Below are 16,142 nucleotides of genomic sequence, written 5' to 3'. Positions count from 1 at the left end.
GCTATATTATAGTTGTTGTTTCACTTCTTGAGGCTGCTCCCTCGGCACTGCCCGGTATACTAAAAATGCTAAAATTACTGCAATGACGGAAATTGCAAATGCTATAAAATAAACTAATTCTACTCCCAAAATCATCGCTTCGTTCACCGCCTGAGGATCATTTGGCGTAGGTGATTGACTAAGATAATGATCTTGTCTTGCATTTAAAATACTAATGAAAACAGACACACCTATCGAACCAGCTACCGGCTGCAATGTTGACATGACAGAAGTACCATGCGGATATAGCCTTTTTGGCAACTGATTTAAACCATTTGTTTCCGCTGGCATCATAATTGCAGAAACAGTCAGCATTAGTATGATGTACCCGACAATGATCATCCAGGCCTCGGTATTTGCATTTAGTCTGCTCATCATATACATCGTACTACTTAAAATTAGCGTTGCTGGAATCATCATTACTCTTGGACCAAATTTATCAAATAAATGCCCCATTAACGGAGACATTAATCCATTTATAATGCTGCCGGGTAATAATAGCATCCCCGCTTTAGCTGCTGAGTAGGCTAAGGCTCCTTGCATAAAAATTGGCAAAATAATTTCAGATGCAAACATTGTCATGATGATAATTAAAAACATCAGCATACCATGTGTGAACATTGGATATTTAAAAACCCGAAGATCCAAAACAGGTTCTTCTAATTTGAATTGTCTAATAGAGAAAATAGAAATACCGATTACCCCTACAATAATGAAACTATATACATCCGCACTAAGAAATCCTTTTTCTCCTGCTGAGCTAAACCCGTAAACAAGTGAACCAAAACCCATTGTTGAAAAAACAAGAGAAAGGATGTCTACTTTTGGTTTAGTCACCTCAGAAACATTCACTAAATATTTATAGGCGAATATAATAGAGAAGACAGCAAATGGAATTACTGTAATAAATAAGAAACGCCAACCTAAATATTCAACAATAATCCCAGACAGGGTTGGCCCAATAGCTGGGGCAAACATAATAACTAGACCAACAAGTCCCATCACTTTTCCTCTTCTATGCGGTGGGAACACGAGAAGAAACACATTAAAAATAACAGGCATTAACAGACCTGTTCCTGCCGCCTGAATAAGTCTACCTACAAGCAACACTGGAAAGGTTGGAGCTATTGCAGCAATTGTCGTACCCATCGTAAAAACAATCATGGTACCTAAAAATAACTGCCTCGTTGTGAACCACTGTAATAGGACAGCAGAGGCTGGAATAACAATCCCCATTACTAAGAGAAACCCCGTCGCCATCCATTGAACAGTGGTCAATGATATATGGAATTCTTTCATCAGTGTCGTTAAAGCAATATTTAACAATGTTTCATTAAGAATAGCAAAAAATGCCCCGATAATTAACGACAGCATAATAGGCATTACTTTAAAATCCGGATTTTCCGCTAAATATTCATAATTAGAGTTATTTTTACTCATAAATGTAATTCCTTTCCTTCTTGTTAGTTTTTTATAAAATGCAGATAACCCAAAGCCCTATTCCATATAGAAGACCGTTACAATCAACAAAAAAAAGAGAGTGATCTTCTCTCCATTTTTCTTACTGTGAAAATGAAAATTAAATTTTAAAATAACACTGCCAGACAAGCTTAGCACTTTATGAGTAAGATAATACTAACATGACAGTTTCTCATTAGCAAGCAGCAAATTTTTAATTTTTTTTAATATATATGGGATGCGCCCATTATTGCTCAAAACAATAACATCATAGACTACTGTCCCATATAGTAAAGAAGACAATTCTTTATAGGAGGAAAATTAATGTATCCATATGAGTATAATTATCATTTCGATCCGACGATAAGTGAGCAAAGCGTTTTTCCATCCCGTCAAATTCCTGGTCTACCACCTGGATTTCCCGGCATCCCAGGTGAACAAATTCCTTCGTTTCCTAGCATACCTGGTGGCTTCGGAAATGTGAACCAACCTCCGAGTGGACCACCACCTTCTTTTATACCATCTCAGCCAACGGCGCAAACTTTTGCAGTTGATCCCGGTGCAATTCGCTTCTGCTTGTTTCGATTTACGTATATTTGGTTGAGAAGGGATGCTTTCTGGTTCTTCCCAACGTTTGTTGGAAGAAATTCCATTGCTGGTTTCCGCTGGACTGGTTTTCGCTGGGTGTTCTTTGGAATTGATCTAAATAGAATTGTGTCATTTCAGTGCTTCTAATTAAACAAGAGCTACCGAAAATATAAAACAGGGGCTATGATGAAAGTCCCCTGTTTTACATATTAATAAGCTATTCTTACTCGACTACGATATATGTAGCTTGTACCGGTCCATGCACGCCTACAATTAAATTCATCTCAATATCCGCACTATTACTTGGACCTGATACAAAGCTTACACAAGACGGTACAAGCTTTCCACTTTCAGTAGTTTCATGTAACTGCTTAGCAGCTTGTGTCATTCGTGGAACGATGGTATCTTTAGGAATAATCGCAATAAAACTTTTAGGCAGTAAACTAATAGAACGACCTTTATGTTTATCGTTAAGTAATGTAACTGTAGCAGATTCTGCTAATGTTATATCACTAAACGAAATGCCTATATCTGCTCGTTCAGCAATTTTTTGATTCTCATCTTTCAACTTATAATCCCAAACATGCACCTCTATATGTTGATTCAATGTTTGGTATACTTTATCTAAACCATAGACTTTATTACGTTTATCATTTGCAGCGATAACTGTTTTCCCATCATATCTGTAAATAGTTTCTTCCAATACGTTAGATAACTGCGCTTGGTTAACATGGATAAAATCCGTATGAATCAGCTTGCATTGCTTCTTTAATACCTGAGTCAGCTCATCCTGCGAATAATTACGATAGACATCATCCTGTGGACGAACACTCCAGTTTGGACGTTCAACTCCGGACATTCGCCGCGGCCGGCCCAAATGTGCCGCAATATTACTTAAAAAATTATCACGATTATGAATTGCCATTACTGATCACCTTCCTTATCCCGTTTTGACCACCAAGCACGAAAGGATTGTTTTGCTGGTGCAGGAAAATCCCTCACATCTGTCCAACCTTTTAAAGGACCTGGTCCATTATCAATAAATTCATCTTTTGTCCAAGGCTTCAACGCCGAACGCGCTACCTTCGTACTTAACTTATATGCTGCTGGACTAGAGGCCCATTTAGCAAATCCTTTCATCATTAGTTTTTCTGTCACAGGGGATTTTTTTTCCCCTTCTACAATGATTTGCCGATGACGAATCAGTTGTTCATGGAGCGGAATTTTCACAGGACATGCCTCTGTACAAGCTGCACAAAGCGAAGAAGCATATGGCAATTCCTTATGATCTTCATAGCCATCTAACAATGGAGTCAAAACCGCACCAATCGGCCCAGGATAAATCGAGTTATAAGCATGCCCACCCACATGACGATAAACTGGACATACATTGATACATGCTGCACAGCGGATGCAATGAAGAGCAGACTGAAATTCAGTTCCTAAAATTTTAGAACGACCGTTATCCACGATGACTAGATGGTATTCTTCTGGTCCATCAATCTCTCCTTCTAGTCTAGTACCTGTATATGCAGTAACATAGCTTGTTAGTTTTTGACCGACAGCTGCACGTGTCAGCAAGCTTACTAGGACTTCCATTTCCTCCCATGTCGGTACAATTCGCTCCATACCCATAACTGTAATTTGTGTATCTGGAAGCGTAGTAACCATCCGGGCATTTCCTTCATTCGTTACTAATGTGATGGCTCCAGATTCTGCTACTGCAAAATTACAGCCAGTAATCCCAACATCAGCAGCTAGAAAATCCCTCCGCAGCTGCTTGCGGGCAAAAGCAGCTAATTCTTCTGGCGAGCTGGACTTATCATAGCCGCGTTTTGCAGCAAACGTCTCATGAATTTGTTCCTTATTTTTATGCAATGCCGGAGTGACGATATGTGATGGCGGGTCTTCATCCAACTGTAGAATCCACTCTCCTAAGTCTGATTCTACAACTTCTGCCCCAATTTCTTCTAAATGATGATTTAAACCAATTTCTTCCGTCACCATTGATTTTGACTTGACAACTTTTTTTGCCTGTTTCTTTTTAATAACAGATGCAATATATTCATTCGCTTCTTCAGCAGTAGCAGCGAAAAATACGTTTCCTCCTCGTGCAGATACTTGTTCGCTAAGCTGCTGTAAGTAATAATCAAGGTTTTCCAATGTGTGTGCTCGTATTTCAGAGCCTAATTGGCGCCAGTCTTCCCAATTTCCAAGTTCCTCTGCTTGCGTAAGCCGTCCCTTTCGAAATCGTCCTTGTGCTGAAGAAACAGCTTGCCTCATAAAATCATTGTTAATCCCCTGATCAATTCGCTCTTTATACGAAATATCTCCAAGCTTTATACTCATGCTTTATCCCCACTTTGTTCATGTGTATTTAAAATCTCGGTGATGTGAATAACTTTTACATTTTTTCCTTCTCTGCGCATTCTGCCGCCAATATTCATTAAACAGCCCATATCTGCACCAACTAAGTAGTCTGCATTTGTTTCTAACACATGACGTGATTTTTCTTTGACCATTTCCTGAGAAATTTCCGAGTTTTTGACGGAAAACGTCCCCCCAAAACCACAGCAGTCTTCCTTAACAGGCAGTTCAATTAACTCGACACCTTTAACATTCTTCAGTAATATTTGCGGTGCATCCTTTACTCCAAGAATTCTAGTCATATGGCAAGACGGATGATAGGTTACTCTTCCTTTAAACGTCGAGCCAACATCGATTACACCCAGAACTTCAACTAAAAATTGGGTAATTTCATAGCTTTTATTTGCTAATTCAACTGCCATTTGTTCCCATTCAGGGTCACCTTTAAAAATGGCTGGGTACTCTTTTAACATACCTACACAAGAACCCGATGGACCTACGACATATTCAGAATCCTGAAACGCCATCATTATTTGTTTCATCGCTTGTTTTGCTTCCTGTAAATAACCACTGTTATACGCTGGCTGTCCGCAACAAGTTTGCGCTGTCGGAAAATCAACTTCACATCCCAAACGTTCAAGTATTTCTACCGTGTTTTTCCCTACATTTGCAAAAATCATATCGCTCACACATGTAATAAATAATGAAACTTTCATCAACTTCACCCCAAAATTATGCTTTATAGTCTATGTGCAAAATGGAAGTTAAAAAAGGTTCAGAAAAGGGGACGCTTTTAAACAAGCAGGACGACTGTAGTTATAGTACTTACAAGCTTTCAAGAATAAAAGAATGATACTGTATTTCCCTGACTACTGATAACGTCCAAAATTAATGTGATGTTAAGTTTTTAAACACCAGTTTTTCTACTTTTTCTAAATGGTCGTACATAGCAGCCCTTGCTTTATCCGACTGTCTGCTTTTGATTGCTGCAAAAATACGCTTATGCTCTTCCAGTAGAAGATCTGCCCGAAACTCGGTATACAATAGAATCTGCCTTGCTTCCCGAATGGTCTCAGACATAAGCTCTGCTACACTTCCCATTAAATTAATTAACAGGTCAATATGTGTAGCTTGGGCAATCGCTAAATGAAATTCTGTATCTGCACGTTCTGCAAGTTTCTCATTTCCTTTTGCATGCTCCATTACGACTAATGCTCTTTCCATCTCCAATAAATCATTCTCCTGATAATGCTTTGCTGCCAGTCCTGCAGTCCCAACCTCTAATATTTTCCGAACCTGATAAAGCTCTTTAACGTCGTTTCGTTTCATTAGAAATGCCGTACTTACTGGAAGCGTAAATCTCTTTGGATCAAACTCTTTAATATAAGTCCCTTCCCCTTGACGCATTTCTACTAATCCCATTGAACGTAACCCACTAAGTGCCTCTCGTACAGCCGATCTGCCTACATCAAAATTTTGTGCTAATTGTTCAACCGAATCCAATTTATCTCCTGGCCTTAACTGCCCGGCTTTTATCATTTCTATTAGCGAATCTGCCACTTGTTCATAGATTTTTTTTGGTTTTATCCGTTTGTATTCCATACTTTCCACCCCTCACCATTTGAAACCATTTTACTTGATAGGATTGCATTTGGAAAGTTGAAGGATGGAACAGCGAACGGGTGAATATCCTTCTTATCTATTCTTATTCTCGTTTTATGCCTTTATTTCATGTTGAAATAGGAGCGGGTGAATACCTTAATGCTAACTTGCTATACAGCTTAAAATAATAGAAAACTAGCTAATCCAATTAATAAACCATAAAGAATAGCAGGTGGTAATGTTTTTCTAATAATATCTCCTTCTTTACCGGATAAACCAACAACTGCACTGGCAGCAACCACATTATGAACACAAATCATATTTCCGGCTCCTGCACCGACAATTTGTGAAGCAAGTACCGTTTTTACGTCTAAACCAACCTGCATGGCAACATTATATTGAATTGGTGCAAAGGTTAAGGTTGACACAGTCGCGCTTCCGGTAATAAACGCGCCTAATTGCCCAACAAAAGGAGCGACTAAAAACCAAATGGAACCAAGTGAACTGGCAAATGATTCCGCAATAAATTGCGGCATGCTTACCAATTCATTAACATTCACACCAGAATTTGTAAAAACATGAACCATAGCTAATGTAGAAATTAGCGAGATAGATGTCGTTTTCATTGTTGTTAATGATTGCTTTGCTGCATCACGAAAGACAGTAATGGATTTGCGATGCAGAAACACAGATATAATTGCTGCTAGAGCTAATATTGTTCCAGGAGAATAGAGAAACTCCCAATTGGATGTAACTCCATCGGCTCCTAAAATGTTCGTCCATGAAAGGTCAATCGCAGTTTTTGTAAAATCAGCTAAAGATGGGATAATTCGTGTCATTAACAGCAAAGCGACAACAATTATATAAGGCATCCATGCCGAAACTATTCCCATATCAGACTGATTCGAATTCGATTGAAATCCTTCTTTTAATGCCTCTTGCCATGACTTCTTTGGTAATAGCCAACCTTGTCTTGCAGTAAATGTTGCAACTACTAATGCAGTCAACGATGCCAAGATGGCAATAAATTCCTGACCGAATATAACAGCATACAACAGCGCAGAAGAAGTATATACAATTCCAATGAGAAGCGCCCACGGCAACATTGGCCAAGCATCTTTTAGTCCTTTTCCTTTCCCAAAAAACACGGTCATAATCACAATCAAAATAAAAGGAATAAAGGTACCTGCAAATAAGTCTAACATGGTGATAGTCACACCAATTTCTTTAAAAAAATTCAAATCGGTAACTGAAATATTACTTAAACCTACTGCTACAGGTGTACCTACAGCACCAAATGCAACTGCTGTACTATCAGCAATTAATGCTAGTGTTGCAGCAGCTAAAGGCTGAAATCCAAGCGCAATCATTAAAGGACCCGTTACCATTGCTGGTGTACCAAAACCCGCCGCCCCTTCAATTAAAGAGCCAAATAAGAAAGCGACAATAATTACTTGTACTCGCATATCTGTTGAGATATTCTGAAATCCTTGATTAATTCTGTCTACTGCGCCTGTCTTTCGCAATGTGTTTAATAAGACAAGCGCTCCGAATAAAATCCACAGAATCGTTAACGTTTTATGTATCCCCTGAAAGACCGAGGAAACAATGAGCTTTCCTTCCATTCCCCACACCGTGAGCGCAAGCCCAATAACAATTAAAGCACTCCATGTCATCCCTTTTGTCGCGGGATAACGTAAAACGACAAGAAAAATAAATGGTGCAATAATTGCACTCATTGCAACTAATAGATACATGGAACCCCTCTTTCTCTATGAAGTAAAGCGTTTTCACCCATCTCCCCTGAAAATAAGGTCATCAGATGACCTTATTTTCAGTTTACTAATTTTTTAGATTTAATTCAAGATAATAAGAATTATTAAGTAGTTTTTTCTTTAATGAAGATTGATAGAAAAGGATTTATATTTATAAAGTCAACGTCCCCTACATTCGGGATAAATAATAGTGAGCATAGTCGACAATGAAAAAGGGTATTCACAATGTACAAACAAATCTTTCCAATCAAAAAAAGATGAGCTCATTTTGTTAATGAACTCATCTTTGTAATATCATAATTATTAAGTTAAAGATCTAGCTAACACGTCTCCTAATAAATAAGTTTTACCTTATTTTAGATTTAAACGTTCTTGACCTAACTTAGTCGTTTTTGGCTTTCTTCTTCTTTCTCCTTGCCAGACTAAACCTTGCTTTACAGCCATTACTCTAGCAATTTGAGGTGCACACCATAATGTTGGCAACAGCAAAATGGAGACAGGGACTGCGGTAATAACAATGGAGTTTTGAATCGTAGTAATACTATCTTCCCCAATTGTTAAAATTGCGATCGAAGTTCCACCAAAAATGAAAGCCCAAAATACACGTAACCAACGCTTTGGATGATCATTTCCTGTAATCGTTGCTGCAACCGTGTACGACATCGTATCTGCTGTCGTAGCTACAAATATAATGGAGACAATTAAAAATCCAATTCCAAAAAATATACTTAATGGTAATTGATCTGTAATTGCCATGACAGCAGCAGGCATGCCCCCTTCATTAAGTGAAGAAGAGATCGATCCAGGGTTTTTGCTTTCAAAGAAAACTCCCGTTCCTCCAACGATGGAAAACCAAAAATTATTTACAATGGGTGCTACGATGGAAACAGCAACAATTAATTCACGAATCGTCCTTCCACGAGATATTCGGCTAATAAAAATGATAAGCATTGGTGCATAGCCGAGGAACCAACCCCAGAAAAATATGGTCCACGATGCAAGCCAGCTTTCATCTCCACGAAACATCGCCATCGTAAAGAAATTTTGCAAATGAATCCCAGTTCCTCCAACGAATGCATCCATAATAAATGCCGTCGGACCAATGATCAAAATAATTACAGCTAAAAATATCGCAAAGATTACATTATAGCGGCTTAAGGTTACAATTCCTCTATCTACCCCCGTAGCTGCAGAAATTGCTGCAACAAGTACGAGGCCGACTATTACTACAATACTGATAGTTATAGTATCTGGTGTATCAAATAAATGGCTCATTCCATACGCTATTTGCAGCCCCAGAAACCCTAAAGGGCCGAGCGTACCTGCCACGGTAGCAAAGATGGAGAAAACATCAACAGTTGTACCAATTATACTTTTATAATAAATTTTTTCTCCGAATAATGGATAAAGAAGTCCGCGAGGTTTTAGAGGTAATCCTTTGTTGTAATGAACATACATCATAACAATGACAGCCAGCGTTCCCAAGATCGCCCATGCTAAAAATCCCCAATGCATAAAGGATTGTGCAAAAGCAGCATGTATGTTTTGAAATTCACCTCCACCAAATAACGGTGGATTAGACATATAATGATACATCGGCTCTGAAGCAGCCCAAAATACACCTCCACTTGCCAAAAGTGTTACTAAAATCATAGCCACCCATTTAAAGTAACTATATTTTGGCTGGTCCTGATTGCCCAATTTTACCTTTCCATACTTTGAAAAAGCTAACACTAAACCAATAAAAAAATTACCTAGCAATAAAAGTTGCCAATATGCACCGAAGAGATCAGCTGAATACGTAAATAACGTACTTACTGCATTTCCTACTGCCGCTTTATTCCAGAGAGACAGTATAATAAACAAAATCAGTATGCCTCCACTAATAATAAATACTGGCCAATCCAACTTCGTGCCTTTTTTTAAGTCCACGTTTTTCCTCCTAATTTTTAGGAGCAAGTGTCTATAATATTTTATCTTACTACTTGCCATTAAAGACCATTGGATGGATCTGATTATAGCGTGCTACTTTAAATAACCCAAATTAAATGAAGATAAGCTCTCCCATAGCACAGGCCTTCGTCGTACCTATACTGATACCATAACCAATATGAAATAACCATGACAAAAACCCATCAGCTTGCCCATTTTTAAACGTATTTTTTGATTATAGGATGTTAGTATTTCTTTGTCAATTATCATATCAAGTTATCCGGATAATGTAATACGTGTTCAAAAAAGGCAGTAACGGCTAAGATCGCAACATCTGACCAAAAGCAAACATGCTCGGTTAGCAACGTACAAACAGCAGAACTCCTGACGGGATAAAGTGAAACTTCATTTCTTGGAATGCCTTTCCCAAGAAATGTTAGTTGAACGAATCGGGCATTTAGGTGCCGTTTCTCCCACTTACACCCTTTTATATCAACTCAAGCTCTTGAAGCGGGAGGATTACGGCACCTTACATGCGGGATAAAGTGAAACTTCATTTCTTGGAATGCCTTTCCCAAGAAATGTTAATTGACTTATCGTAGGAAGGGGATCGAAGTTTGCTGGTTACTGGATCGCTTAAGCTAGACAAAGCTACTTTTCTTATCTAGAATGAAAAAATTTTATAATTTTCTAAGCAAAAACAAAAGCAATAGATTACTTTGACAAATCTATTGCTTTAAAATATTATCAACTGTAGTTTCAACTTCATTTCGAGTCATTTTTTCTTCACCGTTTTCTAAAGCTGTCAGTGTCTTTTTTGCTAATGCTAACGGTATTTTACAAAACAACAGGATATTTCGAGTTTTAATATCTTCTATGTAAATCTCGGCCTGCTTTAAATTTTGTTTTGCATATGTGAACATGTCGTCTCTTGTCCAACCATCTGGGATAAATTGTACGCCACGTTCTGCATCTTCTTCTTCATTTCTTAGCATATTTACTGCCTGTAGTCCTCTGCCATAGCCAATTGCTAATTCATAATCCGTATTTGTATTATCGTACCATTTCCATATATCAGATAGCATTACTCCTACTAAACCAGCCACATAGTACGTGTACTCGTCAAGGTCTTCCTTCGTTTTAAGAAGCCAATTTTTTTCAGTCCATTTTGCCATTCCATCAGCCATAATGCTCGTAGACTGTTTAATTTTGCCAACAATATCTGTTGGGCATATTTTTAACCAATCTGCAAGTCTTCGTGTTACTTCTGGAAATAAGGAAATATACGGATTGATTAATTGCTGATACGCAGCTTCATCAAAGGAAGGCTCTTTGAGTAGTTTGCTGGTTGCTCTCAGTAAATGCTGTTTTGTTTCGGAAGGTAATTGTTCATGATCTTCAATTTCGTCAATCGCTCTCATACATAAATATGCAGAGCCTACTGTGTTTTTTAACACTGATTTTAATAATGTAATCGGAATGTAAAAAGTTCGACTCGTCTCTTTTAAAACGCGCCTCGCATCCTTTTCTAATTTTGCATTAATACCCAACAATGTTTCCTCCTTATAATCTTATGAGGTAACTCAAGTATATCAGAAATAAAGTTAAACTTCATTTAGCATCGTCTAAAACTATCAACAAAGCGCCTCAACTGACTGCCCTGGGTCTACATATATTTGAACTACCTGATCTGTAGCAGCTGACATGACTCTGGATCAATCGCTCCTCGTACCTTTTGAAACACTGGATAATTTGGATTGGCTGTCAGCGCAATGACCTGACTCGACAATAAACCTCCTAACTTTGTTGGTGCAATCTCTGATTTTGCGTGCTCTACTTATCGTTTTGCTTATTCACCATCTAAAAAATCTTTTAACGAACCTTTTTCATAGCTTTCATTATCAAGGGTTTGAACATATTTTAAAGCGTTTATCTTCTTATCATCTGAATCAAGTAGAAGGATAACTATGGAAAAAGTCAGTAATCACTATCTCCTTTAAGTCTTTCTACTTGAGGATAGGAAAGTGGAAATAGTCCGTGAATTAATTGTTTTTACGATAAACGATAATGCTAATGATACCCATTCCAAATCCTATCGTACCGCCTATCTCGATTTCATCAAATAAAAAACCTATACCTGTACAGATGAATAGACTAGAAGCAAAAAGCACTCCAGATTTTACTGCAGACATGGTGCTCCCTCCGTTGTCTTCTATTTAGTCCTAGTCTATTCTCATTTTTATTAAAAAGTGCGTGGGCGAATCACAAAACATGTAGGCATTTTCGTTACAACGAATATGTACGATCCTTAAAAATATTCCTTTCTTCATTTATATAACTACCATAAACGATAAAGCCGAGATACTACATTGAACTCCTTTTTATATACAACTAAGAAAAGAGTAATTTTACCGCACTAATTTTTTGTTAAAGTAACTAAATATTATCTACAGAATGTTCATCATTCATGAACTAACAGAAATCCAAAATTACTTCACTATAAAAACATATCGGCAATTAACGAAGTAAAACGTATTTTTCAGGACTAAAGCATGTGTAACCTGATCACCCTTATCTCTTTGATATATGATAATATTGAAATAGGGTTAATTGATAAGCTTTGCTCCATTGAATTCGTCTCTTCATTTATTACATTCTTATATTAGTATTTCTAACGAGTTTATTAATACCTCTAATTGAAAGCGCTTTTTTAACTATTTCGAAAAATTCACTATTGCTATACTTCAGTATTCATGATTAAATAGCTATTAAACAAAAACGATGAGGTGATGAAGTGGGAAACAAAGTTTCTATCGGTCTATTAGGATTAGGAGTAGTCGGTTCTGGTGTCATTAAACTGATTGAAAATCATCAAGAAGAGCTCGTTCATCAATTGGGTTGTGAGGTTCAAGTCAAAAGCGTATTAGTTCGCAACTTAGATAAAGAACGTGATGTTGAGGTAGATCGAACGTTTCTCACCACAGACCCTGCTGACATATTAAACGATCCAGAAATCGATATTATTGTAGAAGTAATGGGCGGTATTGAAGAAACATACCAATATACACTTGATGCATTTGCTGCCAAAAAACATGTTGTAACTGCCAATAAAGATTTAGTTGCTTTACATGGCACTGCTTTAGAAGAAGCAGCTCGACAAAATAAATGTGATTTTTTTTATGAGGCAAGCGTAGCTGGAGGAATTCCTATTTTACGTGGAATTACGGATGGCTTAGCGTCTGATCGCATTCAAAAGGTCATGGGAATTGTTAATGGTACAACCAATTATATTTTAACGAAGATGTCCAATGAAGGCATGACTTACGAAGCTGCTTTAAAAGAAGCACAAGAGCTGGGATTTGCTGAAGCAGATCCTACAGCAGATGTAGAGGGACTGGATGCTGCTAGAAAAATGGCTATCTTAGGAAGGCTAGCCTTTTCTACAGATATTGCTTTAGATGACGTAGAAGTCAGTGGAATTACGGATTTAGAGCTTGAGGATTTGCAGTACGGTGATAAATTTGGCTATACCATGAAATTAATTGGTACAGCAGAATGTGAAGATCAACAGGTAGAAATTAGTGTACAACCTACTTTGCTTGCTAAAGATCATCCGTTAGCAGATGTAAAAAATGAATACAATGCTGTTTATGTATATGGGGAAGCAGTAGGAGAGACCATGTTCTATGGTCCAGGTGCAGGAAGTCTGCCTACAGCAACTGCGATCGTTTCAGATTTAATTACAGTTATTAAAAATATGCGCCTTGGCATCAGTGGCTACCATTCTCCAAAACCTAAATTTCAAAAAAAATTACGCGGAATAGAAGATCGTTCTGGACAATATTATTTACGGATTCATGCAAAAGACCGAGTTGGTGTATTCTCGGAATTATCTACAGTGTTTAATGATTTATTAATTAGCTTTAAACGAATTTTACAAACACCAATTAAAAAGCTTGATGTAGCTGAAATTATACTAGTAACTCACGAAACGTCTTTAGTTACTTTCCAAGAAGCATTAAACCAGCTGAAGCAGTTAGATGCCGTCTTAGAAATAAAAAGCTACTATAAAGTGGAAGGAGATGCAGCAGATGAATTGGCCGGGACTGCTAAAACATTACAATAGTTTTCTACCAACAACGAATGCAACGCCTTCGCTTACGTTACATGAGGGAAATACGCCACTTATCCCGTTAAACAATCTCTCTGATAAACTCGATATTGAGTTATACGGAAAGGTAGAAGGGGCTAACCCAACTGGTTCATTTAAAGACCGGGGAATGGTGATGGCGGTAGCAAAAGCTGTAGAAGAAGGAAGCACATCAATTATCTGCGCATCTACCGGAAACACATCAGCTTCTGCTGCTGCCTATGCAGCAAAGGCTGGAATAAAAGCAATGATTGTTATTCCCAAAGGAAAAGTAGCGCTAGGTAAATTAGCGCAAGCCATCATGTATGGTGCTGAAATTGTTGAAATTGATGGAAACTTCGATGAAGCATTAACAATGGTACGTCATTTAAGTGAGAATTATCCAATTACATTAGTGAATTCTGTGAACCCTTATCGACTGGAAGGTCAAAAGACAGCCGCTTTTGAAGTCTGCGATCAATTGGGTTCTGCTCCCGATGTTCTTGCTATCCCGGTTGGCAATGCCGGAAATATTAGCGCATATTGGAAAGGGTTCAAGGAGTATGATGCATTTAAACAAACAGGTCTTCCTAAAATGTTCGGTTTTGAAGCAGAAGGAGCAGCAGCTATTGTTTATAACAAAGTTATTCACCAGCCTGAAACAATAGCAACAGCAATTCGAATCGGAAACCCGGCTAGTTGGGAATTAGCAGAAAAAGCAAGAGATGAATCAAGTGGAGTAATTAAAGCTGTTACGGATGAAGAAATCCTTCACGCATTTAAAAAATTAGCTAGGTATGAAGGGATATTCGCAGAACCTGGCTCATCTGCTTCGATAGCTGGTGTCATTCGCGAGACGAAAAAAGGTACAATTAAACAAGGCAGCAAGGTCGTTGCAATCTTAACAGGAAATGGGTTAAAGGATCCACAAACAGCAATCGATCAATTGACAATTGATCCTGTATCTTTACCTAATGATGAAGCCGCGGTTATCGATTACTTAGCGAAAAAGGTTCAAATATGAATTCAGTTATTATTTCTGTACCCGCAAGCTCCGCTAATATCGGACCAGGATTTGATTCATTAGGATTAGCCTTGGATTTATACCTGACATTGACTGTTACAGCAAGTGAAGCTTGGAAAATCGAACAGCAGTCTGATTTACTCCCAAGCTTCACCAGCTACGAAGATCATTTCATCTATCAAATAGCTCAAGAAACAGCGAATCGTTATGGTTGTCAGTTACCTAGCTGTCATCTCACAGTTGACAGTTCTATTCCATTGGCACGCGGGCTTGGTAGCAGCGCTTCCGCAATTATTGCTGGGATCGAACTGGCGAATCAGTGTTGTCAGCTTCATCTAACTACAGCTGAAAAGCTACAACTAGCTACTATTAAAGAGGGACATCCTGACAATGTTGCTGCCGCTCTTATAGGTGGGCTTGTAATTACTGCTTACACTGAAAACAAAAACAAAACAATTGATTATTACAAAATTAATAATATAAATGCCGATATGATTATTTTTGTTCCTAACGAAGAATTAAAAACGGAGGCATCCAGACAAGCACTTCCTGAAGAATACTTGAGAAGCCAAGCTGCAAATGCTAGTAGCATAGCGAATGTCTTTCTCGCCGCACTTATCAGCAAAGATTATGATTTAGCAGGAAAAATGATGGAAAAAGATTTGTTCCATGAACCATATCGTGCCAAGCTAATCGCAAACTATTCGGACATTAAACAGAAGGGAAAAGAACTAGGAGTATATGGGACTGTAATTAGCGGTGCAGGTCCTACAATGCTATCCTTTGCACCAAAAGGACAAGGTAAAACAATTGCTGCAAAATTACAAGCTATATTCCCTGATTATTTGATTCAAAACAGAAAGATTGACATGAAAGGATTAGAAGTCACTTCATAGTTAGTCAGGTCTCACTAAATAATACTGAGATTACGTTTGAAGACAGAATTAAAATCCTTGAGTCCCCTTTTAGATACTAGTAGAAGGCAATCAGCTACTCGGCAGACGGTTGATTGCCTTCTATTGCTTCCAATTTTTTCGATGGTTGTGATCATTTATAACGAACAAATGTGTAAATGCTCATTTAATTATATACCAACTGGAAAACTTTTGATTTACCGGAGGAGGAAATCAAAGTTTGCGAGTAGCTCAAGCGCTGAAGCTGAACCAAGCTGCTTTCAAAAAAGATATTCACCATGTAGAAAAAGTTGCAGGTATTATCCTGCAACTTT

At 38.0% G+C, this 16,142-nt stretch carries 13 protein-coding genes; 4 read left to right on the top strand and 9 right to left on the bottom strand.

Features of this window, described 5'->3' with window-relative positions:
* Positions 1-6: 6 nt before the first annotated feature.
* The gene (locus JNUCC74_RS02820; protein WP_454066817.1) at positions 7-1,479 is read right to left on the bottom strand and encodes an MDR family MFS transporter; all 1,473 of its coding nucleotides are present in this window, start codon (positions 1,477-1,479) and stop codon (positions 7-9) included.
* A 342-nt stretch (positions 1,480-1,821) separates the two neighbouring features.
* Here JNUCC74_RS02820 and JNUCC74_RS02815 point away from each other — a divergent pair, with 342 nt between their 5' ends.
* Positions 1,822-2,232, top strand: coding sequence for a collagen-like protein (locus tag JNUCC74_RS02815; RefSeq protein WP_454066816.1), 411 nt, complete (start codon positions 1,822-1,824; stop codon positions 2,230-2,232).
* 76 nt (positions 2,233-2,308) lie between these two features.
* Here JNUCC74_RS02815 and JNUCC74_RS02810 read toward each other — a convergent pair whose 3' ends face one another.
* The 8 genes from JNUCC74_RS02810 to JNUCC74_RS02775 form a co-directional block, all read right to left on the bottom strand.
* Entirely contained in the window at positions 2,309-3,010 is a 702-nt protein-coding gene (locus JNUCC74_RS02810) for a LutC/YkgG family protein (protein ID WP_454066815.1), read from the bottom strand.
* Positions 3,010-4,434 carry a LutB/LldF family L-lactate oxidation iron-sulfur protein gene (locus JNUCC74_RS02805; RefSeq protein WP_454066814.1) on the bottom strand — a complete coding sequence of 475 codons (1,425 nt, stop codon included), beginning with the start codon at positions 4,432-4,434 and terminating at the stop codon, positions 3,010-3,012. Before JNUCC74_RS02805 ends, JNUCC74_RS02810 begins: the two co-directional genes overlap by 1 nt.
* Positions 4,431-5,168, bottom strand: a complete 738-nt coding sequence (locus JNUCC74_RS02800; protein WP_077319336.1) for a (Fe-S)-binding protein — start codon at positions 5,166-5,168, stop codon at positions 4,431-4,433. Before JNUCC74_RS02800 ends, JNUCC74_RS02805 begins: the two co-directional genes overlap by 4 nt.
* Before the next feature lie 172 nt (positions 5,169-5,340).
* Positions 5,341-6,054 (bottom strand): FadR/GntR family transcriptional regulator, encoded by a 714-nt coding sequence (locus JNUCC74_RS02795; protein WP_454066813.1) that lies wholly within the window; start codon positions 6,052-6,054, stop codon positions 5,341-5,343.
* Between the two features lie 179 nt (positions 6,055-6,233).
* Entirely contained in the window at positions 6,234-7,811 is a 1,578-nt protein-coding gene (locus tag JNUCC74_RS02790) for an L-lactate permease (RefSeq protein ID WP_454066812.1), read from the bottom strand.
* A gap of 369 nt (positions 7,812-8,180) precedes the next feature.
* Positions 8,181-9,761, bottom strand: a complete 1,581-nt coding sequence (locus tag JNUCC74_RS02785; RefSeq protein WP_454066811.1) for a BCCT family transporter — start codon at positions 9,759-9,761, stop codon at positions 8,181-8,183.
* 728 nt (positions 9,762-10,489) lie between these two features.
* Positions 10,490-11,311, bottom strand: a complete 822-nt coding sequence (locus JNUCC74_RS02780) for a squalene/phytoene synthase family protein (protein WP_454066810.1) — start codon at positions 11,309-11,311, stop codon at positions 10,490-10,492.
* Between the two features lie 492 nt (positions 11,312-11,803).
* Complete coding sequence (locus JNUCC74_RS02775) at positions 11,804-11,953, bottom strand: hypothetical protein (protein WP_179104352.1); 150 nt, start codon at positions 11,951-11,953, stop codon at positions 11,804-11,806.
* Between the two features lie 602 nt (positions 11,954-12,555).
* On the opposite strand from JNUCC74_RS02775, the gene JNUCC74_RS02770 reads away from it, so the two are divergent.
* The 3 genes from JNUCC74_RS02770 to thrB are packed head-to-tail and all read left to right on the top strand — an operon-like array spanning position 12,556 to position 15,810.
* Positions 12,556-13,887, top strand: a complete 1,332-nt coding sequence (locus tag JNUCC74_RS02770; protein ID WP_454066809.1) for a homoserine dehydrogenase — start codon at positions 12,556-12,558, stop codon at positions 13,885-13,887.
* Complete coding sequence (gene thrC, locus JNUCC74_RS02765) at positions 13,853-14,914, top strand: threonine synthase (protein ID WP_454066808.1); 1,062 nt, start codon at positions 13,853-13,855, stop codon at positions 14,912-14,914. Before JNUCC74_RS02770 ends, thrC begins: the two co-directional genes overlap by 35 nt.
* Entirely contained in the window at positions 14,911-15,810 is a 900-nt protein-coding gene (thrB, locus tag JNUCC74_RS02760; protein WP_454066807.1) for a homoserine kinase, read from the top strand. Before thrC ends, thrB begins: the two co-directional genes overlap by 4 nt.
* Positions 15,811-16,142: the final 332 nt, after the last annotated feature.

It is taken from the genome of Cerasibacillus sp. JNUCC 74, assembly GCF_053667775.1.
This window is presented reverse-complemented; position numbering and strand designations above follow the sequence as displayed.